This window comes from Micromonospora sp. BL4 (genome assembly GCF_003667505.1).
In the GTDB taxonomy this organism is placed as follows: domain Bacteria; phylum Actinomycetota; class Actinomycetes; order Mycobacteriales; family Micromonosporaceae; genus Micromonospora.
The window spans coordinates 1-25,919 of record NZ_RCVJ01000147.1 but is presented as its reverse complement, the minus strand read 5'-3'; the positions used below and the strand labels follow the sequence as shown (position 1 = coordinate 25,919).

Sequence of the window (25,919 nt, the reverse complement as noted above, 5' to 3'; positions counted from 1 at the left end):
AGCCCGCCCGTCGTCGATCGCAGTACCGAGGAGGTAGACCCCCGTGACCCATCCCCGTGCCGGCCAGCCCGCCGAGCCGGCCGACCTGGTCGACGTGCCGCGCCTGGTGACCGCCTACTACGCCGAGCATCCGGACCCAGCGGACCCGGCGCAGCAGGTCTCCTTCGGCACCTCCGGCCACCGGGGCTCCAGCCTGCGCAACGCGTTCAACTCCGACCACATCCTCGCGGTCACCCAGGCGCTCTGCGACTACCGGCGCGAGCAGGGCCTGGACGGCCCGCTCTTCCTCGCCCGGGACACCCACGCGCTCTCCGCGCCGGCCGCGGTGGACGCCCTGGAGGTGCTCGCCGCCAACGGGGTCACCGTGCTGGTGGACAGCCGTGACGGCTACACCCCCACCCCGGCGCTGTCGCACGCGATCCTCACCCACAACCGGGGGCGCACCAGCGGGCTCGCCGACGGCATCGTCATCACCCCGTCGCACAACCCGCCCGACGACGGCGGCTTCAAGTACAACCCCACCAACGGCGGGCCGGCCGACACCGACGTCACCCGGTGGATCCAGGACCGGGCCAACGCGATCCTCGCCGCCGGGCTCAAGGAGGTCCGCCGGATCACCTACGCGCGGGCCCGGGCCGCCGACACCACCGGGGAGTACGACTTCCTCGCCAACTACGTCGACGACCTGCCGGCGGCGATCGACATCGACGCCATCCGCGACGCCAGGGTCCGCATCGGCGCGGATCCGCTCGGCGGCGCGAGCGTGGCGTATTGGGGCGAAATCGCCGAGCGGCACCGGCTGGACCTGACCGTGGTCAACCCGACGGTCGACCCGACCTGGCGCTTCATGACGCTGGACGGCGACGGCAAGATCCGGATGGACTGCTCCTCGCCGAACGCGATGGCGTCGCTGATCGCCGCCCGCGCCGACTACCAGATCTCCACCGGCAACGACGCCGACGCCGACCGGCACGGCATCGTCACCCCGGACGCCGGCCTGATGAACCCCAACCACTTCCTGGCAGTGGCGATCAACCACCTGTTCCGCACCCGCACCGACTGGGGCCCGGCCGCCGCGGTGGGCAAGACCCTGGTCTCCTCGTCGATGATCGACCGCGTCGCCGCCGACCTGGGCCGGCCGCTGCTGGAGGTGCCGGTCGGCTTCAAGTGGTTCGTGCCCGGGCTGCTGGACGGCGCGGTCGGCTTCGGCGGCGAGGAGAGCGCCGGCGCGTCGTTCCTGCGCCGTGACGGCTCCACCTGGACCACCGACAAGGACGGCCTCCTGCTCTGCCTGCTCGCCGCCGAGATCCTGGCCAGCACCGGGCGCAGCCCGAGCGAGCACTGGGCGGAGCTGGCGGAACGGTTCGGCGCGCCCTCGTACGCACGGATCGACGCCCCGGCCACCCGGGAGCAGAAGGCCGTGCTCGGCAAGCTCTCCCCGGAACAGGTCACCGCCACCGAGCTGGCCGGCGAACGGATCACCGCGACGCTGACCACCGCGCCCGGCAACGGTGCGGCGATCGGCGGCCTCAAGGTCAGCACGAAGTCCGGCTGGTTCGCCGCCCGACCGTCCGGCACCGAGGACGTCTACAAGATCTACGCCGAGTCGTTCCAGGGCCCCGAGCACCTGTCCCGGATCCAGCAGGAAGCCAAATCCCTGGTCGACGGCGTGCTCGGACAGGTCTGAGCACGCCCCGCCCCGGCTGACGCCGCCCACTCCCTCGGGGTGGGCGGCGGCCCGGTCAGCAGGGCGGCGGCAGCTCCCGCTGGCGCCGCCGCAGCTCGTCGGGGAGCAGCTCACTGAGCTGCTCGGGCAGGAACGGCAGGTCGAGCAGCGTCATCTTCAACTGGTTGCGTTCCTGATAGCGCAACGGGTCGAAGCGGACCACCAGGCCGGCGTTGCGGCGGTAGCTGATGTCCACGGCACCCTCGGTCGCCGCGTCCCGGAACACCAACCCGTCCATCTCCACCACGACGGACGACGAGTTGGGCTCCAGCTCCAACCGGATCTTCTCGTCCGGTGAGAGCACCACCGCCCGGGAGATGCCCGCCATCGGCGCCGACGGCGTCACCACCACCACGTCCGCCGCCGGGGAGATCAGCGGACCGCCCGCCGCGTAGCTGTACGCCGTCGAGCCGGTCGGCGTGCTGACCACCACCGCATCAGCGCGGTAGTAGCCGTACTGCTGGCCGTCCACCGCGAGAGTGGCGGTGACGAAGCCGGAGCCCGGCTGGCGGACCAGCGCGATGTCGTTGAACGCCACCACGTCGTCGCCGCACACGTCGCAGGCCAGGCAGGCGTGCGACTCGATCGTGAAGTCCTTCGACAGCAACCGGCTCAACGCCTCGGGCAGCTTCGGCGGCTCGATCTCGACCAGGAAGCCGAGCCGGCCCAGGTGCACGCCGAGCACCGGCTTCGGGTCGAGGACGGCGGAGCGCAGCGCACCCAGCATGGTGCCGTCACCGCCAATGCTGATCAAGGCGTCGGCGCGGACGGCCACCTCGTCCTCCGGCACAGGCTCGACGCTGGCCGGCACACGGTGCTTGTCCTCCGCGCGCACCATCAACGATTTGTGGTGGCGAGTGGCCCACCGTTCGATGATCCCGACCACCTCGGTGACATCCCGGGTGGGGTGCAGTACCAGACCCAGCCCCGACACCCGTACAGCTCACCACATCGGTGGCGGCCGCGCCGGGCGTACCGGTCAGCCGACCTACCGGCTTCCCGGCGATTTGGGCCAGTTCGTCGCAGCCTGGATCACCGGGCTCTATTCCGCGTACTGGGTCGCGGTGCTCACCCTGTGGTGGTGGTGGCTCAACCGAAGAGCCAGGGCGACGTGCTGACCAACCTGACCACCCGGCAATCGGCAAGGCCGGGACAAAGATCGCGGACCGGCGCGAGGCTCGGCCTGCCAGGTCTTGGACCCTGATCGCTGGTGCGCCAGCCGCCACCAAGCCGAGCGTCGCCGACGTCGCCGCAGAACGTCACGCGCTATGAGGCGACACCCCGATTAGCACCCGTCTGACCGCCCCACCGCTACGCACAACACCGGGGTTCCCTTCACATCAGATCCTGGATTGACCGCTACTCGCACGGAAATGGCATCAGTGCACTGGCCGCAATACCCGCTGGCGCACTACGATCAGGCGCTAACATAGCATTTCGGGCTCGTTCCATTGTGCTTGGAGGACTGAGTGTTTTTCGCCATGTACCGTGGCCCGGACCAGTCCGATTGGCGCCGGCACGTCGAGGAACATGCCCGCTGGCTCGGCCTGGTATCGGCGTACGACACGGTTGGAGCGTTTACGTGCGCACAGCTTTCGAAGGTCGGGGAGCCCCCTGCGATCAGTCGGGTTGGTGACGCTATCCGGCTTTGTACGATCCGGCCGACGGCGAACAATGCCATGACGATCGCGGCCAGCGAGCCGGCTGGGAACGACATCCGGATCGCTCACCGGCTGGGCACCGACACCGTGCGGGTCCACGTACCGCCGGCTACGCCGGAACAGGTGGTCTTCTGGGCTGCGGACGGCGGCTTTTGCCTCAGCAACGACCTACGCCTCATCGGCCGTATCGGGTGCGCTCGCCTCGATCGCCGCGCGGTGCACGCGCTTCTGCAGTATGGCGCCATCCCGGCGCCGCTCACCCTGCTGTCCGGCGTCGAGCGTGCGGCACCCGGGCATGTCACCAGCATTGACGTCAGCAGCGGCGTGGCAACGGCCGTCGTCGAACCCCTTCAGCCGCGCGAGGCTGCCGGCGCTCTACGGCTCGACCGATGCCTCGACGCTATCCTCGACACGGCACCCAAGGGTTCGGTACTGACCTTTAGCGGTGGAGTGGATTCGGGCCTTCTCGCGGCCCGACTGTCCGCACTAGGGCGCACCGATGTCTCGTTGCTCAACTTTTCCTTCGGCGACGCCGACCCAGAGGCGAAGCATGCGGCCGCGATGGCCAGGCATTTCCACCTGAACTTCGAGCAGACGACTTACGAGCCCACCGAGATGAACGCGTTTCTGTCGGACGTCGGCCGCGAGTACACCTACCCGTTCGGGGACTTCGCCACCATATCTACCAACCTGGTGGTGCGGGCAGGCATCAAGATGGCACCCGACGCCCCGCAGTTCATCGACGGAACCGGTGCGGACGGCGCCTTCGGCGTCGGCCAGTTGGCAACCTGGCAAAGGCTCTACCGGCTGCCTCGGCCGCTACTACTTGGCGCAGCAGAGCTCTACTCCCGAGCCGAACTCTGGCGGCGGCCAAGCCGGTTCGAACATCACACGAGGGTTCTTCGGCGAGCAGCCCAGATGCCGCTTCTGGAAGCCGCGGTGGTGGCGACCAATGCACTCGACGGCGTCCTCTATCGCTTGCCCCGGGCGGACCGCGCGTACCTGTCGCGGACAATACAGACCTACATCATCGACTGCGCGCCTTCGACCGACGTCCGTGATCGATACCAATGGCTGGACCTGCTCCACATCTGCGCCGGTGAGTATGCGGCCAAGAGTTTCGATCCATTGCGCATGCGGGGAGTGCGTGCGGTCTTCCCGTTTCTGGAGCCGGATCTGCTCGCCGAAGCGTTCGCCATGCCGCGGGAACTCAAGTACACCTATCGAGATGCGAAACTAGCGCTGAAAACCAGCCTGGCCGCGTCCGTACCGGCTGAGCTGGTATACCGCCCCAAGTCTGGTTTCGTTCCGCCGCTAGACGGCTGGCTGACCGAGGAGCCGCTGCGCGGAGTTGTGCAGCGAATCTCGACAGAACCGGGGGCACTTGCCGACTACATCGAGGTCACCGGGCTACGGCGGATCGTCGAATGCGCCACCGAGGGCCAGCCCCTGACGCAGGGCGTGAAGAACTTCGTCTGGATGGTGACTTTCTTGAAGCTCTGGTTGGATCAGCAGCCGTGGTTTGCCGGTTAGCGCGCCAACTACCGGCCGATTGGTGAACTGGCCCGCGACATCCACCGCACCACCGCGGAGATCGTTCGTAGCCCGCCAGCCAGCGGGGATTCAGCGTGATCCCCCGCCGATGGGTGGTCGAGCGACGACGGGGCTCCGCTCGTCATCTGCCGAGGGCGTGGGGACGGGGGCGGTCACGTTCCTGACCAGCGGCACGGGTCTGCGACGCATTCGCCTTCCCGCGCCGGTACCAACGGAACGCGGCCAGCGCGACGAGGACGCCAGCGACGGCGGCTTCCGCGACGCACGTTGTGGCGGCGGCACCCGTCGGACCGAGCGCCATGGCCTGGACGAGCAGCCCGCCGGTGACCACCACGGCGATGGACACCGCCACCCGAGTGGCAGCGCGGTAGTTGCCGTCGCCGATGCGATTCAGCGCGAAGGCCCGGTTGACCGTGGTGAACGGGAGGGCGAGCGCCAGCAGTTGCAACCAGGTCGCCGACGCGGGGATCAGCAGGCCGAGCACACTGGTCGCGAGCCATGGAGCGGAGACGATGACCACCGCGGCGATGAGGGTCGCGGCGCCTATCGAGATCACCTCGCCGTCCCGGCTGACGGCCTCGGTGGGCCCGAGGTTGTGCCGCCGCCGGGTACGGATCGCCATCGGTACCCGGAGCCCGCTGAAGACGACGGCGATCAGCGCCTGATAGATGCTAATCAGGGCGCCGAAGCAGCCGACCACGTGCGGGCCCGCGACCAGGGAGAGCGCGATGGTGCTGGCTCTCCCAGTGAACGCGTCCGCGAGACTGTACGTAAAGAGCCGGCGGTTCAACCGGAAGGCCCGTCGCGCCGCGGGCAGCGACAGGCCGCTCCACATCGGCCGGGCGCCGGAGCGGCCGCGGCAGGCGAGCGCCTCGGTGGTGAGCAGGTACGCGGCGGCACCGACCGCCAGTGCGATTGTGAGCGGCACGCCGGCGATCAGCAGCAACATGGCGAGCAGCCGGGTGGTGGTCATCGCGGCCGACGCCGCCATGAATCTCATCTGCCGGACGAGGTCGCTGAAGCGTAGCTCCGCCAGGCTGTTGAGGATCATCACGCCGCCGGCGCTGATCAGAGCCGCCGTACCGTATCCCCGGCCGGCGTAGGCCCCGGCGATCAGCAGGGTGGCCACGACCATCGCCGGTACCGCCAGCAGCAGGCGCTGACTACGCACCGAACGCCGCTCGTCGTCGTTTCCGGAGACGTACAGGAGCGACGACCCCCCCATGATCAGAATCGCGACCCAGGTGAGCGCCGCCGTCATCACGCTGTACGCGGCGATCTCACCGGTCTGGCCCTGCCGTGCGCTGTATGCGAGCATCCCGGCGTTCAGCAGGCCGCTCACCAAACTCGCGGCCGACGCCACGATGGTGTTCGACCGGACGCCACCCGCGCCGACCCGGTCCGGTCCGGGGAGCCCCGCGGGCGGCGGGTCCGTCCGCTCCCGCGTCAACGGGTCGCTCACTCGCAGTCCTTTCGCGGTAACGGGGACCGACAGCCGTGGCTGCTCTTTCGCCGGTGATTCCACCGGACGGGCCTCCAGACGGTCCGGCGTCAATGCCTCCCGGCGCGCAGCCTGATCCGGTCGAGGATGTTCGGACCCGCCGTGTCGGCGCGCCAGGACCGGTAGGCCGTACCCGCCGCCCGGCGCGCCTGAAGCCGGTCGGCAGCCGAGGCCCTCGCCACCCGCTTCAGTTGGTCGGCCAGGGCTGCCGGCGTGAGGTCGTTCAGCACGATCCCCCCACCGGCGCGCAGCACCGGGCTCCACGGCGTCTGATCGGAACAGATGACCGGACACGACGCGGACAGGCTCTCGGCGATGACGTGGCCGAAGTTCTCTCCCTGGGTCGGGAAGACGAACGCGTCGTACCGGGCGAAGGTGGCCCGGACCTGATCGGGCGTCAGTTCCCCCCGGTAGGTGACGCGCACGGCCTCGGGAAGTTGCTGGGCGAGTTCACGGCACGCGGCCCAGTACGCGCTGTCCTCCAAGGGGCCGTAGACGTCGAACACCACCGGCCCCGTGACCTGCGCGAGCGCAGCGATCACCATCGACAGGTTCTTGATCGGATTGATCCGTCCGATGAAGACGAGTCGCACGGGTTCCCCCGTTTCGACCGGTGGTATTGGCTCCGGCGGGAGCGAAACCTCATTCTGCCGGATCTCGATCCGGGCCCAGGGAAAGGTTCGCCGAATCAGGCTCGCTTCCTGAGGATTGGTGGCGTGCCAGATCACCCCGGACCACTTGAGAAAGTGTCGCCATATCGGCAGTAACAGTCGTTTCCTGCCGGCTTTGGCACTGAGTGCGCTCGGCGCGAGTTCACCCCGTGGCGCAATAAGGATCTGCTTGACGCGGACGAGGCGGATCCGCGCCGCGAGGATCGGTAGTATTGATGAGGTCGCCCACAGACTGTTGACGTACAGCAGGTCAAAATGGTTGGACCGGAGGTTGCGGAGCAGTGTGCGCCAATGCCGCGGACTCCTCGGATCGAGGTAGCAGATCCGGGTCCGCCCCCGCTGGATCCAGCGGCCGGAAAGACCGGGGTACGGCGTTGTCGAGCCCAGGTCCCGGTCCCTGGTCACCATGGTGACCTCGACTGCCGGCGAGACGGCGTCGAGCAGTTGGGCGATGGACCGGACGGGCCCTCCGGCGCGGAATCCCGGCTCGAAGAAGTCACAAGTCAACAGCACTCGGAACAGCCGGGACGGCGCCGCCGGCCGAATTCTTTCTATGGGGCGAGTGGTCGATCGCCCGTCGTGGACCGCCACGGCGGATTCCCCCGGATCGCGAATATGGTTCAGGGTAGATCCCGTGCTGTCGTGGCGCGCGATGGTAGTGCGTTCAGCCACGCCTGGCTAACGACGAGAGTTCGAGTTGGTGACGGCGGAATCGGTGCGGGCATAATCGCCGGAGTTGATGGTGAGAGGTCGTTGCTCGTAATAGGCTTCGCTGCTATGGGACTAGTGATCGGCGTGCCCTCAGCGGTGGGCGTAACTCGACGCGCGGGCCCGCGCCACCGTCGTGGTCCGGCCGATGGTGGACGGGCCGGGGGAGACATGCCCCGCTTCCTCCGGCGTGGCTTCGCGGCGCTGACGTGGCTGGGGTCGGGCACGGCGTGTCTCGTCCTCGATCCCGTCACGTCGGGCGGTTGGGGGCGCGACGGGACGCTGTTGCTGAGCGTGCTGGCGGCCCTGTTCGGCGGCTGGGTGTTCTGGTGTCACGGCGGTAGCCGGATCACGGCCGTGGGGGTCTACAACCTCGCCTTCGCTGTCTTCGTCGGCTTCGGTGGCCTGTACCACGCCCTGAAGATGTCCACGAACGACCCGGGAGTCCCGCTGCTCACCGTCGCGGCGGTCTGCTATTTCGGTCAGGTGACGACGTGGCTGTTCTTCTGGAGTGGAGAGTCGCCGTCCCGGCCACTACCCGATGCCGCCCGTGCGGACGCAAGGACGGCGGGGTGGGCGGTGAAGTACGGCTGCGTCCTGCTAGTGCTCGCACTTGCCTTGTCGGCCCTGATGCCGCAGCCAGCGCTCATGATCGATTCGGCGGGGTTCGTCGGCGTCCTCCTCCTCGGAGCGGGTCTGCTGCGCGGGCCACTAGGCCGGTGGACGGTGTTCTGTGGAGCAGTGGTCGCGGTCGCCTTCGCGCTCTACTTCATATACCTTTTCGATGGGTTCGGGAGGATCGTCATCGGTACCCTCGCACTCGCGTTGCTCATCGTTTTGGCCCACCGGGATCGACAGCGGCTCACGAAGGCAGTCCTTCTTCTCGGGGCGGCGCCGGTCCTGCTGTTCCTCGCGGGGATTCGGGCCGCCGAGCCGGGCAGCCCGGGTTTCATGGCGGACCCAGACGGACTCAAGTCCGCGGTGAGCCCGCTCTACTCGTTCGCCCAGTTGCTGCGCCTGGACACGGAGGGGCTGCTGCCCCACGGAGGGGGGGCGACCTTTTTCAACGCGTCCGTCGCCCTGATCCCACGCGGGCTCTGGGCGGAGAAGCCGGTCGGCTTCGGCACTGATCTGGTGCCTTTCCTGTCGCCGGAACTGGTCGGCACGGGGCACTCCTCGGCAGCGCTCTGGCATGGGGAATGGTTGTTCAACTTCGGCCTGCTCGGTCTGGCGCTTATGATTCCGGTGACCGGCCTTGCCGTGCGAGGCGTCGACCGGCTGCTCGCTTGGGCGTCGGGCCGGCCCCTGACCACGCCCCACGCGATGGGCGCCTATGTCGCGGCGGTCCTCGCCGTCGTGGGTCTGCTCGACCTCGTCTGGGTCGGTAGTTTCACCTACATAGCGCGGACCGGCGGTCGCCTGGCGGTGCTGGCGGTGCTGGTCCTGGCGGTGGGATGGCTACGTTGGGCCGTACCGGAGGTCGGAACGGGGTCGGCATTCGATGACCGAACTCGGCGGTCGACTACCCGGCTCGCGGCGGCGGCTCGCGGTTCCGGCGGCCGAAGGTGCTGGTCGCCGGTGCCCATGGAACGCGACGACCGCGAGGTCCACGTGAAGGTCGGGCAACCGGGCGAGCGGGACCCACGGCCGCGGGGATATTCGGCGGTCACCGGAAGAGCAGAGCGGTTCGACCGCCGGTAGGAACAGGACCCCCTGGCTGCCCGCCGGCACCGCCGAGGCCGACGCCGCCCTGGCCCGGCAGGGCCGCTGCGCCACCGTCGGCGACAACCCAGAGGTCAAGGAAGTCAACATCGGCGCCGATGACTGGTTCGTGATCTGCTTCCACCCCAACGCCGCCGAGCGTGGCGCCAACGTCCGTGAAACGCCGAGGACATCGTCCTGGGCTACAAGCAGCTCCTCGAAGTCGAACATGGCTGGCGCGGCATGAAGACCACCCTGGACTTGCGGCCCCTGTTCCACCGCCGCGAAGACCGCATCCCCGCCCACATCGTGCTGTGCTGGGGGGGCTGCTGCTCATCCGCGTCGCCGAGACCACCACCGGCCACACCTGGAGCAAGATCCGCGCCGCCGCCGATCGGCTGCACGTCGGCGCTTCGCCGGCGCCGCCGGCACCTTCCGCCAGCGCACCGAGCCGTCGCAGCCCCAGTAGGCAATGTTCGCCTAGCTGAGGTGACCGAACCTCCATGGTCATCAACCCGACACCCGCAACCGCCTGACCAGTACGAACACCACGGCCTAGTGACACGCCATGTCACCGGCCTGCGGTGGCGAGGACGTGCCGGGCGACCGTGTCGCCGGTGCGGGAGCCGCGTAGCGTCTTGCCGTCCACGGCGATCGCCCGGCGTGTTCCCGCCAGCGGTGCGGGCAGCTGCGTGGCGAGCCAAGCGCTGATCACCACGGCCATCCGGTCAGGGTCCAGGGCACACACACTGCCGCCGCGACCACGGTTGCCAGAGTATGCCGGACTTCACGCCCGGGCACATGGATGGGGCAGGGAACCCAACGCCGTGAGCAGGCCACAGCCGAGGCGCCACGCCAGTTGCCCCGGGGCGGTGCGGTCGACAACGATGCTGGGGCCCTGTGCGGCGGCGGGAGACGTATGTTGAACGGTGAGGCTCGACCGGGCGGATCCCGTTGCTGCGCCAGCGGTCCGGCTCAGCACCGAAATCGTTCAGGAATGTGCCGGCTGGACGGAGTTGACCGCCACCGGGAGGCGCCACTGTACCGCGCGTCGGTGCATCTCCACGATCATGTCCCGCCACGCGGGCGCCTGGTAGCCGGTCCGCTTCCGAAACGCTTGCGCCGACAGCGACCGGTCGCACCGGACCTGCTCCGACGGCTCGAGCTGTCCCGACCACTCGTACACGTCGGCGACGATCTTCAGTAGCTCGTACTTCGAAATCGGGGTCGAGGCCACGTGGTAGAGGCCGGTGAGATCCTGCCGTGGCAGCACGACCGTGCGCAGCATCGAGGCAAATTCAACCGTGGTCAATCCACTGTAGATGGCACTCGTGTAGCCGTTCACCTTGCCACGCTGGGTGAGAAACCAGTCCACCAGGGACCGGAAACTCCCAAGCTCGTGACCGATGATCGAGGTCCGCAAGGTCAGCGCAGGTGCCCGGGAGGTCTCTCCGAGCAGCTTCGCGCGACCGTAGAGGTCGTACGGGTCGGGAGTATCCTCTTCCCGGTAGTCGCCGTGTTTGCCCGAGAAGACGCAGTCCGTGCTCACCTGCACGAGCCGGGCACCCTGCGCCTCGCACTCCCGAGCGAGTACGTGTGGGAAAAGAGCGTTCACCGCGATGGTGTTGGGGGCGTCCTCCGCGTCCGGGCGTTGCTTGATGACACCCACGCAGTTGACCACGACGTGCGGTTTCAGCACGGTCAGGATCCGGCGGAGGGAGCCGGGCTCGGTGACATCGATCCCCGGCGTGATCTTCTGCGCCAGGTGACTGGGGAACATGGCCGGCGTCACCGCGGTGCTGCGCGCAGAGCCATGGACCTCCAACTCGGCGGCCTCGCTCAGCGTGCGCAGCAGGGTGTGGCCGAGCATCCCGGTTGCCCCGAGGATCAGCACGCGTTGCGTCATCTCGCACCTCTTGTCTCGCCACCGCGAGCCCGGCGGCGCCGACCGGCCGAGGCCCGGACTATGTCGGCCAGCGCGCGGGCGTTGATCTCCTCGCTGAGTCGGGACCGGTAGTACGTGTGCCCGGCCTGGCCCATTGACCGGAGCTCGGCGCGGGGCAACTCGGCGGCCTGCCTGATGGTTTTCGCCAACTGATGTGGATCGCCCGGTGATGAGCTAAACCCAGCGCCCGCCTCGTGCGCCACCCGGGCGGCGTCGCCCGGTGCACAGGTGAGGATCGGTTGGGCGCAGGCGAGGATGGACTGAACCTTGCTGGGCAGCGTGAATCGGAAAAGTTCCTCGTCGGCGAGGGCGACCAACTGCATGTCCGCGGCGGCCATGACGCCCGGCATCTGCTCGGGCTCCACCGGGTCGAGAAAGTGCACCGAGCGAAGGTCGAGGCCGGAGGCAAGCGAACGAAGCCGGGCTTTCTCGATGCCATCGCCGACCAGCACCAGGTGTATTGGCAGGTCGCGCAGCTCGTCCATCGCTCGGACGGCGACGTCCAAGTTCTGTGCCGCGCCGTGGTTGCCGCCGTACATCAGCACGAACTCGGACGACAGGCCGAGACTGGCTCGTAGCTGCAGGTCGGGTTCGCTGGGCCGCATAACCTTCTCGTCGGTCCAGGTGTAGACGACCGAGACCTTGTCCTCGGGCACACCGCGCGAGACCAGCGCGTCCCGCATTCCGGGCGACGTGGCGGTGACGTGGTTGGCCCAGCGGTACGTCTGCTCGGTGTACCAGGTGAGGACGGGCTCCGCGATGCGCCGCTTGGCGCCAGCGGTGAGGAAACCGGTGGCGAAGACCGAGTCGGGCCAGACGTCCATCACCATCAGGACGTACGGCAGCCCCCAGCGCAGGCGCGCGAACATCCCGGCGGCGGCGGCGGTCGCCGGCGTTGAGTAGATCACCGCCACATCGGCGGACCGCAGAACGGACGCCCCCATGGTCGCCGCGGACGCTGCGTAGCTGGCGTAGTTGACGACACGACGCACGGCGGACTGGTCGTGACTCGGATACAGCGGCACGCGGCGCACCGGTATTCCCTGGTGGATCTCTCTGGTACGACGCCAGCGCGAGTAGCCGTCGTGGACGACTCCGGTGGGATAGTTGGGCACTCCGGTCAGTACGTCTACCCGCAGGTCCTGCTCCATGAGTGATTTGGCGATCCAGACCGGAGTGTTGTTCGGCTCGGGAGCGAACCACTGAGTGACAAAGGCGACGCGTGGCCGAGCCTGTCCCTCCGCCCCGCCGCCAGCGTGCGGGATGCCCGTGTCCGGGCTCATCCGCGTGCCGCCGACGAGAGAGACCGCACCGGGTCGAGATGTTGCTGTACCTCCGGCAGGGTGAGCAGCAAGGCCATGATCTCCGGCACCGACAGCCGCGTGGTGTTGTCCGAGGTGTAGTCGACGCGGTGGTTGCTGGTGTTATCGCCCTCTTCGAAGTAGAGGGCGTAGTTCAGGTCGCGGCTGTCGACCGGCACGCGCAGGAAGTCGCCGAAGTCCTCCGCTCGGGCCAGTTCCTCATGGCTCGCCAAGGTCTCCGACATCTTCTCGCCGTGCCGCAGTCCCAGCACGTCGAACTTGGCCGGTACCTCGAACAGGTTGCACAGCGCCGTCGCCAGGTCGCCAATGGTGCAGCCGTCGGCCTTACGGATGAACACGTCACCGGGTTGCCCGTGGTGGAATGCGTGCTCGACGAGGTCCACCGAGTCCAGCAGGGACATCAGGAACCGCGTCATGGTCGGCTCGGTCACGGTCAGCGGGACGCCGCTCTTGATCTGGTCGATGAACAGCGGGATGACCGAACCCCGGGAGCACATCACGTTGCCGTAGCGGACGGCGCAGACCCGGGTGTTGGCCCGAGGGTTGTTGCGGACATGCGCCTGTGCAACCTTCTCCATGAGCGCCTTGGTCATCCCCATCGCGTTGACCGGGTAGACCGCCTTGTCCGTGCTCAGCATGACCAGGGCGGCGACCTCGTTGCGCTCGCAGGCGTCGACCACGTTGGCGCTGCCGAGGACGTTGGTCCGCACCGCCTCCAAGGGGAAGAACTCGCAGGAGGGGACCTGCTTGAGCGCCGCAGCGTGAAACACGTACTCGACGCCCCGGGTCGCCTTGTTGACACTGTCGACGTCGCGGACATCGCCAACATAGAAGCGGACACGGTCGTCGAGCAGGCGGATCCGCATGGCTTCCTGCTTGGCCTCGTCCCGGCTCAGTATGCGTACCTCGGCGGCACCGGCGTCGAGCAGCTTGGACACCATCGTCTGACCGAACGATCCGGTCCCGCCGGTGATCAAAACGCGTCGTTCCATAAGTGAGGACGACACATCTCCTCCTGTCTGATCCGTCGATATTGGCGAAAGGTAGGGGACGGGATCAGAGAGTGACGATAGCGATCTAAGTGGCGCTTCAGCAGCGAAACGCCAAGAATCGGTTATCAATTCACGGACACATGTGAAACAGAAAACTCGTTCATGCCGCGTTACGGCGTGAGCATCCAGTCGTTGCTCCGCCAGAGAAGGTCCTGCGGTGTCGCGTGCTCAGGAAGGCGAACGGCGACCCGCTGGCCCAAGCAGGATCATTGCCGAAAGGGTGCTGCATGACACGGGTTATGACGGTCGTGGGAACGCGACCCGAGATCATCAGGTTGTCGCGGATCATCGAGCGGCTCGACCAGACCGTAGATCACGTACTCGTGCACACCGGGCAGAACTGGGATCCCGCGCTGTCCGATGTGTTCTTCCAAGAGATGAAGGTGCGCCAGCCCGACCGTTTCCTTCAGGTGGACACCCAGTCGCTGGGTCACGTCCTAGGTGCGGTCCTGGTCGGCACCGAACAGGCGATCACCGAGCTCCGACCGGACGCTCTCCTGGTGCTCGGCGACACCAACAGTGCCATTGCCGCCCTGATGGCCCGCCGGATGCGGGTGCCGGTTTACCACATGGAGGCAGGGAATCGCTGCTTCGACCTCAACGTGCCCGAGGAAACCAATCGCAGGCTCGTGGACCACGTGGCTGACTTCAACCTGGTCTACTCCGAGCACGCTCGCCGCAACCTGCTGGCCGAGGGGCTGCATCCCCGTCGTATCCTGCACACCGGATCGCCAATGCGCGAGGTGCTGGACCACTACCGGCCCGAAATCGAGCGGTCGACGGTGCTGCGTCAGCTTGAGATCGCGCCCGGTCGATACTTTGTGGTGAGCGCGCACCGCGAGGAGAACGTGGATCATCCCGAGCGGCTGCGGCGGCTGCTGGACTGTCTGCGAGCGGTCCGGGACCGTTGGGGCTTGCCGCTGCTGGTCTCCACCCACCCCCGGACCCGCAAGCGGCTGGAAGGCCTCGCCATAAACGACGCGGTTCTCGACGGGATCGCCTTCCACGAGCCGTTCGGCTTCTTCGACTACGTCACATTGCAGCGGCACGCCCGTTGCACATTGTCCGACAGCGGCACCGTGAGCGAGGAAGCGACGATCCTCGGCTTCCCGGCGGTGACACTGCGAGAATCGATCGAACGGCCGGAAGCTTTGGACGTCGGCGGCATCGTCATGACGGGGCTCGATCCTCAGTCCGTGCTGGAATCGGTCGGCGTCATGGTCAAGCAGGCCACCGCCGGCGCCGTTCCGTGCCCGAGTGACTACCGGGTGCCCGACACGTCGCGAAGGGTCGTCGATTTCATTCTGTCAACCGTGCGTCGACACCACGACTGGGCGGGCATTCGGCGCTGACCCGGTTGCCGCCTGGCCGCGCCTATCGTGCCGGTACCCCTTTGACGGTCGTCGCGCCCGCAACGTCGCGGGTTACGCATGCTCCCGCGCCGACGGGGGCGTCCTGTCCCACCGTGAGCCCTTCGAGCACCGCTGCGGTCGTACCAATCATCACGCCCGACTCGATCCGGCAGTAGCCATAAACCGCAGCCAACGGATTCACCGAAACATAGTCTCCCAGCACGAAGTCGTGCCCGACCGTGCCGTTCTGGTTGAGATGTACGTGCCGGCCGAGGACCCATTGGTCGTCAACCGTGCCCCGCCGAGGGCTATCAGCCCTTCCTCGAAGACGCAGTCAGGGCCGATCTCGGCAGCGGGATGCACGATCGTCGCGGCTGGCAGCCTGTACGGCTGGACGGCGAGATCCATCTCCCGCCGCCTGCGCGGGCCGCCCACCCCCAGAGCGACGTGGGTGGTGGGCGGCTGCCCGGCCAACCACCGTGATGGCCGAGGAACGGCACGTCGAGCCGCTGGACCAGCTTGGGCTCGACTCGGTGGGATAGTCGTCGGCAAACCCGAGGAACCACCAAATGGGTGCACCTGAGGCGTGCGCGTGACAGCCCGGATGATGCCGAAGACTTTTCGGCCCATGCCTCCGGTCCCCACGATCACCACAATCCGTCGTCACGTGCGCTCTCCTCTGCGCGTGTCGCCTCGGCGGCTCCCTCGGTCCCCAACAGAACCGATACCCGGACCGCCGAGCCCGCAAGGCCGGTCACCGGGGCATCGGCACCCCCGCCGAGTCGTGGACGATGGGTGCGGCCGGCTGGGCGCAGAGCAGGGCGAGCTGCTCGACGACCTTCGCCGGGTCGTCGAACGGGTCGATCCCACTGGCCTCCATCGGGTCGAGCGCCGGCACGGCTACATGTGACACCAGGGGGTGGAACGGCCGAGTGTCGATCTCGCCGGTGCCGAGCAGGTCCTCGTGCAGCTTCTCCCCCGGCCGCAGGCCGGTATAAACGATGGGCACGGAGCTGGAGGCCTGCTCAGCCATCTGGCGGGCTAGGTCGGCGATGCGGACCGGCTCACCCATGTCCAGCACCAGCGCCTCCCCGTCCCGCCCGATCTCGGCGGCCTGAAGCACCAGGTGGACAGCCTCCTGAACGGTCATCAGATAGCGGGTGACCTCGGGGTGGGTGACGGTCAGCGGCTTTCCGTCCTCGATCTGCCGCTGGAAGGCCGTGACAACCGAGCCGCGGCTGCTCAGCACGTTGCCGAACCGGACGCTGAGGAAGGTCCCCGGGAGGCGAGACGCGGCGTGTGCGGTCAGTCGCTCGGTGATCCGCTTCGAGTAGCCGAGGACGCTGATCGGGTCGGCCGCCTTGTCGGTGGAGATGTTGACGAACTTTGCCACGTCCTGGCAGGCGTCCAGCACCGACAGGGTGCCCCAGACGTTCGTCTTGACCGCCTCGCCCGGGTGTCGTTGTAGCAGGGTCAGGTGCTTGAGTGCCGCCGCGTGGAAGATGATTTCTGGGCGGCGCTCCCGGATGATCCGGCGGATTCCCTCATCGTCGCGCAGATCGGCGAGGATTAGCTCAGGGCCGTCGAGCAGGGCCCGTCCGGCGAGCGACATCTGCAGGCTGTGGAGGGCAGACTCGTCTCGGTCTAGCATCATCAGCTCGCCCGGGTCGGCCTTCATCACCTGTCGGCAGAGTTCAGAGCCGATCGAGCCGCCGGCGCCGGTGACGAGGATTCGTCGGCCGGTGAGACTGTTCGTACTCATCGGCAGGTCGGCGACCACCTGGCGGCGGCCCAGCAGGTCGCTGATCTGCACCTCCCGGACGTCGGTGACGGTGATCCGGTGGTCGACCAGTTCCCGCACCGGGGGCAGTACCTTGAACACTGCGCCGGCCTGGAGGGTGGCCTCGCGGATCTGGCGGATCAGCGCGGCATCGGCGTTCGCCACCGCGAAGATGACCGTCGCCGCGCCGGTACGCCGGACGGCGGAGCCGACATCGTGCCGCCCGCCGAGCACCCGCACCCCGCGGATATGCAGGTCGCGCTTGTCCGGATCGTCGTCGAGGGCCCCAACCGGCAGGTACCGACCGCGCGGATCGCCGAGCATGGCGCGCAGCAACTCTTGCCCCGCGTCGCCCATCCCGAACAGCAGCACCGGCGTCGACGAACGGACGTCCGGTCGCATTGAGAGGTCGCGCCGATGCCGGTACGCGAACCGGGCACCGAGCATGAAGAGCAGGGCGAGCGCCCCGCCGACCAACGGGGTGCTCGCCGGCGCCGGCCGGCCATCGGACGACAGCAGGCCGAGCAGCACGATGGCGGCCGTCAGGATAGTGGTGCTCGCGACACCCTGAACCTCCTGGAGGCTGCCCAGCGGATGTCGCCCGGAGTAGATCCGGCGTACCGCCGCCACCGCCACGTGCAGGAACGCCGCGAGCGCGCCGACTGCCGCGGCTCGACCCAGTTGGCCCGGGGGGAGTTGGAACTCGAATCGGGTCCAAGCAGCCGCGATGAAACCGCCGACCCAGCCGGTGGTGTCGGCCGCGAGGAATCCGGCCGTGCGCCGGCGGGCTCTTGCCCGTCGCGCTCGCTGGTCCGTCCGCTCCGTGTGCTCCGTGTCCTGCGGCATGTACTGGCTCCCTGTCCCGTCCTACCACTGCTTCCGCCGCCCGGCAGAAGGAGCTTTTGTGCTCTATATCCTTGTTACATGGTGATCCAGCTGATCTGAGAGTCTTCGGAATATTTGAGACGAATATCCGGTTATCCTGATGGGCTCTCCTTGCATCGGATCGCCCTCGACCACCCGACCAGCCGTGTGGCAATCGCCAGGTTGGGATGTTGTGCCGAAGGGACTGAGCGACCGGCCCTAGGCGCTTCTCGACGCCAACTCGGATCCCGCCGGCGAGTGCATAGACGTCGCCAGCAGGAGCGACGAATCCGGCACCGGGCTCGTCGACGAATTCGGCCGCGTCACGAGCCAGCGCGGCGAGTCATGGAGAACCTTTCTGTTGGGGCGGAGCTACTTCGTCAGATGCCTGGTGGCTTCGTCCGCTCGGCAGGATCGTCCAGACGGCGATCCGCTTGTGTCGCGCGATGTTGAATCGCCCGTTCTCGGTCGCGTGACGGCGTCGACGCCCGGTGGCGATGTGGGCGCCAGCCGGGTGCCCGCCGTTCTCAGCCGCTCCCATGCCTCGGGGCGCAGCGTGGGCGCCAGCCCCTGGTCGGCGAGCCAGCCTGGCGTCTGGCGCTTGCCGAACAGGAGCATGTCCACCCGACGCGCATGCGCATTGGCCTGCAGGCTCGTTCTCCCGTATGTGGTGATGCAACGCGTCGCGTACCAAGCCAGCCGGGGTGAAAGGTGCAGTGGCTCGCGCCCGCCGAGGAGGCGGAGCAGGAGCCCGGTCGTCATGCCGTTGGAGGGTTGAAGCGCGATGGGCGGAACTGGTCCGCTGACGAGTCCGAGATGGACGATCGACGCGACGACATCGTCGATGAGGACCTGGGGCGTCGGCGCGGTGCCGTCCCCGGCGACGCAGCTCATACGGGACTGTGCCAGCCGGATGAGCGCTCTGGTGTTCGGCCGATCCACGTCGTGGACCCAGGTCGCCCGGTAGATGACCGTTTCGATGCAGTCCTCGCGCTGAAGCAGGCGCTCGCCGATCGCCTTGGAGCGTGAGTACGGAGAGAAGGGCATCGTCCGTGCGGTCTCGTCGAGTGCCATCGGTCCCTGAGCTGCGGCAGAACTGACGTGAACCAGCCGCTTCGCGTCGACGCGAGCGCTGGCTCGGGCAACCAGGGTCGGCAGCAGTGCGTTTGCCCCGTACAGCCCGGCACTGTTCGGGGCGGACCCGTCCGGCAACCCTGCCGTATTGATCACGACTTGCGCGCCGTCGAGTTGTTGGGCGAGTTCATCGACAACCTCTTCGTAGAGGTCCGCAGGCACCGCCTCGGCTTGGAGCGCCTGGGCGAGCGGCCACGAAACGCGCGGTGCGGCGACGGGCTGGACCTCGACTCCCCGGCCATCCAGTTCGGCGACGACCGCTCGGCCGACGAAGCCGCTGCTGCCGAGCACTGCGATCTTCTTGATCGACGCAGTGCCCGACCCGGCCAGGTCACCGGCTCGTGGGGTTGACAGTTCTGGCATGGATCGTCCTTCCTTCTGGCAGGGGCCGGGGCCGGCGAGCGGTGAGCCACCCGGGGGCAGCGAGATATGCGGCGAGGATGGCGAGGGCCGTGGCATCGAGTGCGGCACGGGCGAGTGGCACGCTGGCGGACGCCGCCACCAGACAGCCAGCCACGACCACCGCGACGACGGCGGTCGTCACGGTGACCCGCTGATGTGACCAACCGCCGTCGGTCAGCCGCTGGTAGGCATGGTTCCGGTGTGGGCGATACCAGGCTTCGCCTTTACGGATGCGGCACAGCAGCGTCCAGCCTGTGTCGGCGAGGTAGAGGGCGAGTGGTGCAACGGCTGCCTCCGGCGGGGTGCCGCGCACGATCGCGTACGCGGCGATCGCGCCGAGCGCGGCGCCGAGGGCGTACGACCCGACATCACCGAGGAAGATTCTGGCGACCCAGGCGTTCCATGGGAGGAATGTCAGGGATGCGGCGGCGATCAGACTGCCGGCCGCGGTCAGCAGCGGAAGGTCTTCCAGCACTCCGAGCACGGCATACACCGCGCCGCCGAGGATCGCGTGTACGGCGGAGATGCCGTTGACGCCGTCCATGAAGTTGAAAGCGTTCACGTACGCGGTCAGCCACGCCGCCAGGGCGAGAACCAGGGCGAGACGGATGTACGACGACTGCCCGCCGGGCACCAGCGCCAGGCCCGTGGCCACGCCAGCGAGCGACTGCAGAAGCAGTCGGAGCCGGACGGGGGTTCCCCGGACGTCCTCCAGAAGCCCGATCGCTGCGAAGAACAGCAGCGGCACGGCGATCGACCGTGCGTGCTCGTTCAGGAGAAGTGCGATCCCGGCCGCCGCCGCAACCGCGACGCCGCCGCCGCGGGGGATCGGTGTGCTGTGTGAGGACCGTTCCGAAGGTATGTCGAGAACTGCGGCGGCTGTCAGCAGTCGAAGGATCAGTGGCTGCAGCAGGGCGCCAACGACGAGCGCGAGCAGGATTCCACTTGCGAGCGGAAGGCTCAGCATGGCGTGCTTCCGAACGGGATGCGGCAGGCGTGCATCGCACCGACAGCTGCCTGTTTTGACGCCATGCGACCGGATGGATGCTGAGAGTCACCGTGAATGCGTAGGAGATTCACCACTTGAGCCTTCGGATTGAACCGGTCATAAGGGGATAAATCAATTGTAGGAGGTCGCTCCTATGGACAAACGACCTTTACCTGCATTCGGTGTGCGTACGCTGCCGAATCTGCCCGCGAAGTTGGGCAGCCTGATCTTGATGACCGCGGTGCCGGCCGCGGCGAACGTTGCGGTCGCCGCCGCCTACGGGGTGTGGGACGAGGCGGCCGGGTCAGCCCTTCAGCTGGTGATCAACCTCTGCGCGATCGTCCTGGCCGGGCTGCTCACCCTCGCGGTGCAGCAGCTGTGGTGGTGGAACCTGGCCCGCCGGTCCCGTCGTCCAGCAGCCGGTTGAGCAACGTTCGCAACGGGATCGACTCGCCGTCGCGGCCCCCCGCCCCGACGATCAACGGCGCCGGGCTGGGTTGCGGATCGACGCCGAACAGCCGCGCCCGCACGCCGCCCGGCACCGTCAGCAGGTGGAACCGGCCGGCCACGTCCACCGCCCGGGTTTCGGCCCGGTCGACGTACCAGCCGGTCAGCCGGGTCCGGTAGCGGCCGCGCCCGTCGTAGCCCCGGGCGACCAGCCGGGTGGTGGGCAGCCCTCGCCGGGTCGCCTCGGCCACGAACCAGGCCACCAGCTTGGCCGCCTCGGCCTGCTCGGCGGCCCGCCGCCGCGCGTCCGCGTCGGCGTGCGCCCGCACCGCCTGTCGCTGCCGCTCCCGCCACTCCCGGCCGTCCCGCTCACTCACGACGCCGACGGTACGCCCGCGAGCGCGTCGCGGCTCAGTCGAGTACGGCCCGCAGGGTGTGCCGGGCGATGTCGGCCATCACCGGGTTGGTCTCGACGTAGTACGGCAGCGCGTTGATCGCCTGCATCAGGGCCCAGCCGCGCCCCCGCTCCCACCTGGCGTCGTCCACGCCGAGCGCCCGCCGGTACGTCTCCCGCGACCCGGCGTCGAGCAGGTTCCACGCGGGCATCAGGTCCACCGCCGGATCGCCGACGCCGACCGTGCCGAGGTCGATGACCGCGGCCAGCCGGCCGCCGCGAACCAGCAGGTTGCCCGGCATCAGGTCAGCGTGGATCCACACGTCGCGATCGTCGCGCCGGGGAGCCTCCCGGCAGCGGTCCCACACGGCCGCGAGCCGGGCGGTGTCGGTCAGCTGGGTGCTGTCGGCGAGGGACGACCGCACGCCGGCGTCCTGGGCGGCCAACGGACCGCCTCGGCCGAACCCGGGCCACGCGCGACCGCCGGTGTCGACGCCGTGCAGCGCGGCGACGACGCCGGCCAGGTCGCGGGCGAAGGCGTCCAGGTCGTCGATCCGGTCGGGCCGCGCCGGCTCGCCGGGGATCCAGCGGTACGCCGTCCACGGCCCGGGATACCCCTCGCCCGACTCGCCGAGGCCGAGCGGTTCGGGCACCGCGATCGGCAGGTGCGCGGCGAGCAGCCGCGCGTACTCCTGCTCCTGCCGCAGCTCGGCACGCAACTCGGGGTCCGCGGTGGGCTGCAGTGGGAACCGCAGGACGACCTCCGGGCCGAGCCGGAAGAGGGCGTTCACCGTGCCGGACGACGGGAGCGGGCGGACCGGAAGGGCCCGCCACTCGGGAAACTGCTCGGCCACCAACGCGGCGACCACGTCCGCGGTGACGTCGACCTGGTCGGTATGCATCCTCACCACGAGATCATCACCCCGAACCCCACTGCCAGGCGATCCGATTTCCGCGCCCGCGTCGCGCGCCCGCGCCCCGCGCTCCCGCCTCAGACGCTCGTGTCCCGGCGCTTTCAATTCGGGCTGGCCCCTCTCCAGGCGATCCCCGCCTGTGGCGGCCCGACCCTCAGCCGCCTGACCGCGGGCGGCGGCCTCACCCCAACGCGGGCCCGATCTCCACCTGACCTCGTTCGCTGGCCGCCCAGGTCCCGAAGCCCGTCCTGACCTGCCCCAGATCTTCAAGCGCGCTGCGAGCGACCGCAGATCTTGGACAGTTTCCGTTCCGACCTGACGGAAACTGTCCAAGATCTGCACGTCGGGCCCCTGGCGGGCCTGTCTCATGGGGCAGCTCGACAGCATTCGGGTGAGGGAATGGCCGGGCGGTCACCGCGGGTGGCACGGTGTCTGCCGTCCGGGATGGCCGCCTAAACCTGGCGGGCATCCCGGACGGCGTCGCGGTGGGCGTGTCGCCGCGCCTGGTTGGTCAGGCCAGTCCAGCGCGGCGCAGCGCCTCGGCCATCGCGTCGTTGGCCGGCGCGGGCGCGCCGCCGCCCCGCCCCTGCCGCTGCTGACCGCCGCGTCCGGCCTGCGAACCGCGCTGGTCGGGGCCGCCGCGTCCGCCCTGGGAACCGCGCTGGTCGGGGCCGCCGCGTCCGCCCTGGGAACCGCGCTGGTCGGGGCCGCCGCGTCCGCCCTGCGAACCGCGCTGGTCGGGGCCGCCGCGTCCGCCCTGCGAACCGCGCTGCTCGGGGCCCCCGCGTCCGCCCTGCGAACCGCGCTGGGCCGGGCCGCCTCGTCCGTCCTGACCGGTCCGGCCGGGGCGGGCACCCTGCCCGTCCCGTGCGCCGTCGGGCGCTGCGCCCGGCTCGTCGTCGAGGCGTAGGGTCAGCGAGATCCGCTTGCGGGGTACGTCAACGTCGAGCACCCGGACCTTGACCACGTCGCCGGACTTGACCACCTCGCGGGGGTCCTTCACGAAGGTCCGGGACATGGCCGAGACGTGCACGAGGCCGTCCTGGTGCACCCCGACGTCCACGAACGCGCCGAACGCGGCCACGTTGGTGACCACGCCCTCCAGCACCATCCCAGGCGTCAGGTCGCCGATCTTCTCCACGCCCTCCACGAAGGTGGCGGTGCGGAACTCCGGCCGAGGGTCGCGCCCCGGCTTCTCCAGCTCGGCGAGGATGTCGGTGACGGTGGGCAGGCCGAACCGGTCGTCGACGAAGTCGGTCGCCCGCAGCCCGCGCAGGATCCCACTCTTACCGATCACCGAGCGCAGGTCCTGGCCGGTGCTGGAGAGGATCCGGCGCACCACCGGGTACGCCTCGGGGTGCACGCTGGAGGAGTCCAACGGGTCGTCACCGTCGGGGATGCGCAGGAAGCCGGCGCACTGCTCGAACGCCTTGGGCCCGAGCCGGGCCACCTTCTTCAGCTCGGTACGCGACCGGAACGGCCCGTTGGCGTCGCGGTGCAGCACGATGTTCTCGGCCAGCCCCGCGCCGATGCCGGAGACCCGGGTCAGCAGTGGCGCGGAGGCGGTGTTGACGTCCACCCCGACCGCGTTGACGCAGTCCTCCACGACCGCGTCCAGCGACCGGGACAGCTTCACCTCGGACAGGTCGTGCTGGTACTGGCCCACCCCGATCGACCGTGGGTCGATCTTGACCAGCTCGGCGAGCGGGTCCTGGAGCCGGCGGGCGATGGACACCGCGCCGCGCAGCGACACGTCCATCCCGGGCAGCTCCTGGGAGGCGTACGCGGAGGCCGAGTAGACCGACGCGCCGGCCTCGGAGACCACCACCTTCGTCAGGTTGAGCTGCGGGTGCCTCTTGATCAGGTCACCGGCCAGCTTGTCGGTCTCCCGGGAGGCGGTGCCGTTGCCGATCGCCACCAGCTCGACGCCGTGCGCGCCGGCCAGCCGGGCGAGGGTCTCGATCGACGCGTCCCACTGCCGGCGCGGCTCGTGCGGGTAGATGGTGTCGGTGGCGACCACCTTGCCGGTGGCGTCCACCACGGCCACCTTGACGCCGGTACGCAGGCCCGGGTCCAGCCCCATCGTTGGGCGGGTGCCGGCGGGCGCGGCGAGCAGCAGGTCCCGCAGGTTCATGGCGAAGACGCGTACCGCCTCCTCCTCGGCGGCCTGCCACAGCCGCATCCGCAGGTCCGCGCCGAGGTGGATGAGGATCCGGGTGCGCCACGCCCAGCGGACCGTGTCGGCGAGCCAGCGGTCGGCCGGGCGGCCGGCGTCGGACACACCGAACCGGCCGGCGATCACCGCCTCGTACCGGCTCGGGCCGGTCGGCGCGGCGTCCGCCTCGCCGGCCTCCTCCGGCTCCATGGTCAGGTCGAGCACGCCCTCCTTCTCGCCCCGGAACATGGCCAGGATCCGGTGCGAGGGCAGCTTCGGGTACGGCTCGGAGAAGTCGAAGTAGTCGGCGAACTTGGCGCCGGCCGTCTCCTGCCCCTCGCGTACCCGGGACACCAGCCGGCCCCGCGACCACATCTGCTCGCGCAGCGTGCCGATCAGGTCGGCGTCCTCCGCGAAGGTCTCGATCAGGATCGCCCGCGCGCCCTCCAGCGCGGCGGCGGCGTCGGCGACGCCCTTCTCCGCGTCGACGAACCCGGCGGCGGTGGCCCGCGGGTCCTGGGTGGGGTCGGCCAGCAGCGTCTCGGCCAACGGCGCCAGCCCGGCCTCGCGGGCGATCTGCGCCCGGGTCCGCCGCTTCGGCTTGTACGGCAGGTAGATGTCCTCCAGCCGGGACTTCGAGTCGGCGGCCATGATCTGCGCTTCCAGGGCCTCGTCCAGCTTGCCCTGGCCGCGGATCGACTCCAGGACCGCGGCCCGCCGCTCGTCCAGCTCGCGCAGGTAGCGCAGCCGCTCCTCCAGGGTGCGCAGCTGGGTGTCGTCGAGCAGGCCGGTGGCCTCCTTGCGGTAGCGGGCGATGAACGGCACGGTGGCGCCGCCGTCGAGCAGCTCCACGGCCGCCCGCACCTGACGCTCGGCCACGCCGAGCTCGTCGGCGATCCGCTGATGAACAGACTGGGTCACGATCTCGATCCGCCTTCGACTCGATCCGCCTTCAAAGAGCGGGTACCGCCTGCATTGTGCCGGGCGGTCCCGGCCGTTGTCGCCGCGCCCGGCCGGGGTGACCCGGCGGCGGCCCCGCCGCGCCTGCGCTAGCGTGGCGATCATGGAAACAGCTGCGGAGCCGCGCGCCCGGCGGCTCTTCGGCGGCAGCGCCCGGGCCCTCGGCGACCTCACGGCCAACCCGTTCCGCGCCGACCGGGACCGGATCGTCGGCTCGCCGTTCTTCGCCCGGCTCGGAGGCGTCACCCAGGTGATCAGCCCGGTCGGCTCCGGCCTGCTGGTGCACAACCGGCTCACCCACAGCCTGAAGGTCGCCCAGGTGGCCCGGGCGATCGCCGAGCGGCTGACGGCCGACGAGCGGTGGCGTGACGTGCTGGACAAGCTCGGCGGCTGCGACCCGGACGTCGTGGAGGCCGCGGCGCTCGCCCACGACCTGGGCCACCCGCCGTTCGGGCACCTGGGGGAGCGGGTGCTGGACCGGCTGGCCCGGCAGCGCCTCGGCCTCAGCGACGGCTTCGAGGGCAACGCCCAGTCGTACCGGATCGTCACCAGCACCGAGATCCGGGGCGCGGCCACCACCGGGCTGGACCTGACCGCCGCGGTCCGCGCGGCGATGCTGAAGTACCCGTGGACCCGGCTGGACCACCCCGACCCGCACCCCCGCCTGCTGGACCCGCCCCGCGGCGGC

General features: G+C 69.2%; 19 protein-coding genes. 6 read left to right on the top strand and 13 right to left on the bottom strand.

Features of this window, described 5'->3' with window-relative positions; all coding sequences use genetic code 11:
- Window positions 1-43: 43 nt before the first annotated feature.
- Window positions 44-1,687, top strand: coding sequence for a phosphoglucomutase (alpha-D-glucose-1,6-bisphosphate-dependent) (pgm, locus tag EAD89_RS18820; RefSeq protein WP_121676661.1), 1,644 nt, complete (start codon window positions 44-46; stop codon window positions 1,685-1,687).
- A gap of 55 nt (window positions 1,688-1,742) precedes the next feature.
- On the opposite strand, the gene EAD89_RS18815 is transcribed toward pgm, so the two are convergent.
- Window positions 1,743-2,660: an NAD(+)/NADH kinase gene (locus tag EAD89_RS18815; RefSeq protein ID WP_121654887.1), complete on the bottom strand. Its 918-nt coding sequence runs from the start codon at window positions 2,658-2,660 to the stop codon at window positions 1,743-1,745.
- Between the two features lie 535 nt (window positions 2,661-3,195).
- On the opposite strand from EAD89_RS18815, the gene EAD89_RS18810 reads away from it, so the two are divergent.
- The gene (locus EAD89_RS18810) at window positions 3,196-4,920 is read left to right on the top strand and encodes an asparagine synthase C-terminal domain-containing protein (RefSeq protein ID WP_121676660.1); all 1,725 of its coding nucleotides are present in this window, start codon (window positions 3,196-3,198) and stop codon (window positions 4,918-4,920) included.
- Between the two features lie 142 nt (window positions 4,921-5,062).
- Here the strand turns inward: EAD89_RS18810 and EAD89_RS18805 are convergent, their stop codons facing one another.
- Window positions 5,063-6,304: a lipopolysaccharide biosynthesis protein gene (locus EAD89_RS18805; protein ID WP_147458835.1), complete on the bottom strand. Its 1,242-nt coding sequence runs from the start codon at window positions 6,302-6,304 to the stop codon at window positions 5,063-5,065.
- 188 nt (window positions 6,305-6,492) lie between these two features.
- A complete protein-coding gene (locus EAD89_RS18800; protein ID WP_147458834.1) occupies window positions 6,493-7,785 on the bottom strand; it encodes a glycosyltransferase in 1,293 nt (430 codons plus the stop codon).
- Window positions 7,786-7,992: 207 nt separating this feature from the next.
- Between EAD89_RS18800 and EAD89_RS18795 the strand changes: the two genes are divergently transcribed.
- Entirely contained in the window at window positions 7,993-9,522 is a 1,530-nt protein-coding gene (locus EAD89_RS18795; protein WP_121676657.1) for a hypothetical protein, read from the top strand.
- A 571-nt stretch (window positions 9,523-10,093) separates the two neighbouring features.
- On the opposite strand, the gene EAD89_RS30780 is transcribed toward EAD89_RS18795, so the two are convergent.
- The 4 genes from EAD89_RS30780 to EAD89_RS18770 form a co-directional block, all read right to left on the bottom strand.
- Window positions 10,094-10,246, bottom strand: coding sequence for a hypothetical protein (locus EAD89_RS30780; protein WP_199733560.1), 153 nt, complete (start codon window positions 10,244-10,246; stop codon window positions 10,094-10,096).
- A gap of 267 nt (window positions 10,247-10,513) precedes the next feature.
- Window positions 10,514-11,428 (bottom strand): SDR family oxidoreductase, encoded by a 915-nt coding sequence (locus EAD89_RS18780; protein ID WP_121676656.1) that lies wholly within the window; start codon window positions 11,426-11,428, stop codon window positions 10,514-10,516.
- Window positions 11,425-12,750: a glycosyltransferase family 4 protein gene (locus tag EAD89_RS18775; RefSeq protein WP_121676655.1), complete on the bottom strand. Its 1,326-nt coding sequence runs from the start codon at window positions 12,748-12,750 to the stop codon at window positions 11,425-11,427. The genes EAD89_RS18780 and EAD89_RS18775 overlap by 4 nt, the downstream gene beginning before the upstream one ends.
- Window positions 12,747-13,781 (bottom strand): polysaccharide biosynthesis protein, encoded by a 1,035-nt coding sequence (locus EAD89_RS18770; protein ID WP_121676654.1) that lies wholly within the window; start codon window positions 13,779-13,781, stop codon window positions 12,747-12,749. The genes EAD89_RS18775 and EAD89_RS18770 overlap by 4 nt, the downstream gene beginning before the upstream one ends.
- A gap of 287 nt (window positions 13,782-14,068) precedes the next feature.
- Here EAD89_RS18770 and wecB point away from each other — a divergent pair, with 287 nt between their 5' ends.
- The gene (gene wecB / locus EAD89_RS18765) at window positions 14,069-15,193 is read left to right on the top strand and encodes a non-hydrolyzing UDP-N-acetylglucosamine 2-epimerase (RefSeq protein WP_121676653.1); all 1,125 of its coding nucleotides are present in this window, start codon (window positions 14,069-14,071) and stop codon (window positions 15,191-15,193) included.
- 754 nt (window positions 15,194-15,947) lie between these two features.
- Here wecB and EAD89_RS18755 read toward each other — a convergent pair.
- From EAD89_RS18755 to EAD89_RS18745, 3 genes are all read right to left on the bottom strand, one after another.
- On the bottom strand, window positions 15,948-17,819 hold the full coding sequence (locus EAD89_RS18755; RefSeq protein ID WP_121676652.1) for a polysaccharide biosynthesis protein: 1,872 nt from the start codon (window positions 17,817-17,819) through the stop codon (window positions 15,948-15,950).
- Between the two features lie 390 nt (window positions 17,820-18,209).
- Window positions 18,210-19,334, bottom strand: coding sequence for an NAD(P)-dependent oxidoreductase (locus EAD89_RS18750; RefSeq protein WP_158610757.1), 1,125 nt, complete (start codon window positions 19,332-19,334; stop codon window positions 18,210-18,212).
- Window positions 19,303-20,340, bottom strand: coding sequence for a glycosyl transferase (locus EAD89_RS18745; protein ID WP_121676650.1), 1,038 nt, complete (start codon window positions 20,338-20,340; stop codon window positions 19,303-19,305). Before EAD89_RS18745 ends, EAD89_RS18750 begins: the two co-directional genes overlap by 32 nt.
- 175 nt (window positions 20,341-20,515) lie before the next feature.
- Between EAD89_RS18745 and EAD89_RS18740 the strand changes: the two genes are divergently transcribed.
- The gene (locus EAD89_RS18740; protein WP_255421279.1) at window positions 20,516-20,788 is read left to right on the top strand and encodes a DUF389 domain-containing protein; all 273 of its coding nucleotides are present in this window, start codon (window positions 20,516-20,518) and stop codon (window positions 20,786-20,788) included.
- Here the strand turns inward: EAD89_RS18740 and EAD89_RS18735 are convergent.
- From EAD89_RS18735 to EAD89_RS18725, 3 genes are all read right to left on the bottom strand, one after another.
- The gene (locus tag EAD89_RS18735; protein ID WP_121676649.1) at window positions 20,718-21,185 is read right to left on the bottom strand and encodes a hypothetical protein; all 468 of its coding nucleotides are present in this window, start codon (window positions 21,183-21,185) and stop codon (window positions 20,718-20,720) included. The two genes, EAD89_RS18740 and EAD89_RS18735, sit on opposite strands and share 71 nt — an antisense overlap.
- 34 nt (window positions 21,186-21,219) lie before the next feature.
- On the bottom strand, window positions 21,220-22,104 hold the full coding sequence (locus EAD89_RS18730) for an aminoglycoside phosphotransferase family protein (protein WP_121676648.1): 885 nt from the start codon (window positions 22,102-22,104) through the stop codon (window positions 21,220-21,222).
- Between the two features lie 523 nt (window positions 22,105-22,627).
- Window positions 22,628-25,192 (bottom strand): Tex family protein, encoded by a 2,565-nt coding sequence (locus EAD89_RS18725; RefSeq protein ID WP_121676647.1) that lies wholly within the window; start codon window positions 25,190-25,192, stop codon window positions 22,628-22,630.
- Window positions 25,193-25,334: 142 nt separating this feature from the next.
- Between EAD89_RS18725 and dgt the strand changes: the two genes are divergently transcribed.
- The coding region (gene dgt, locus EAD89_RS18720; RefSeq protein ID WP_121676706.1) for a dGTP triphosphohydrolase at window positions 25,335-25,919 on the top strand (585 nt) is incomplete at its 3' end.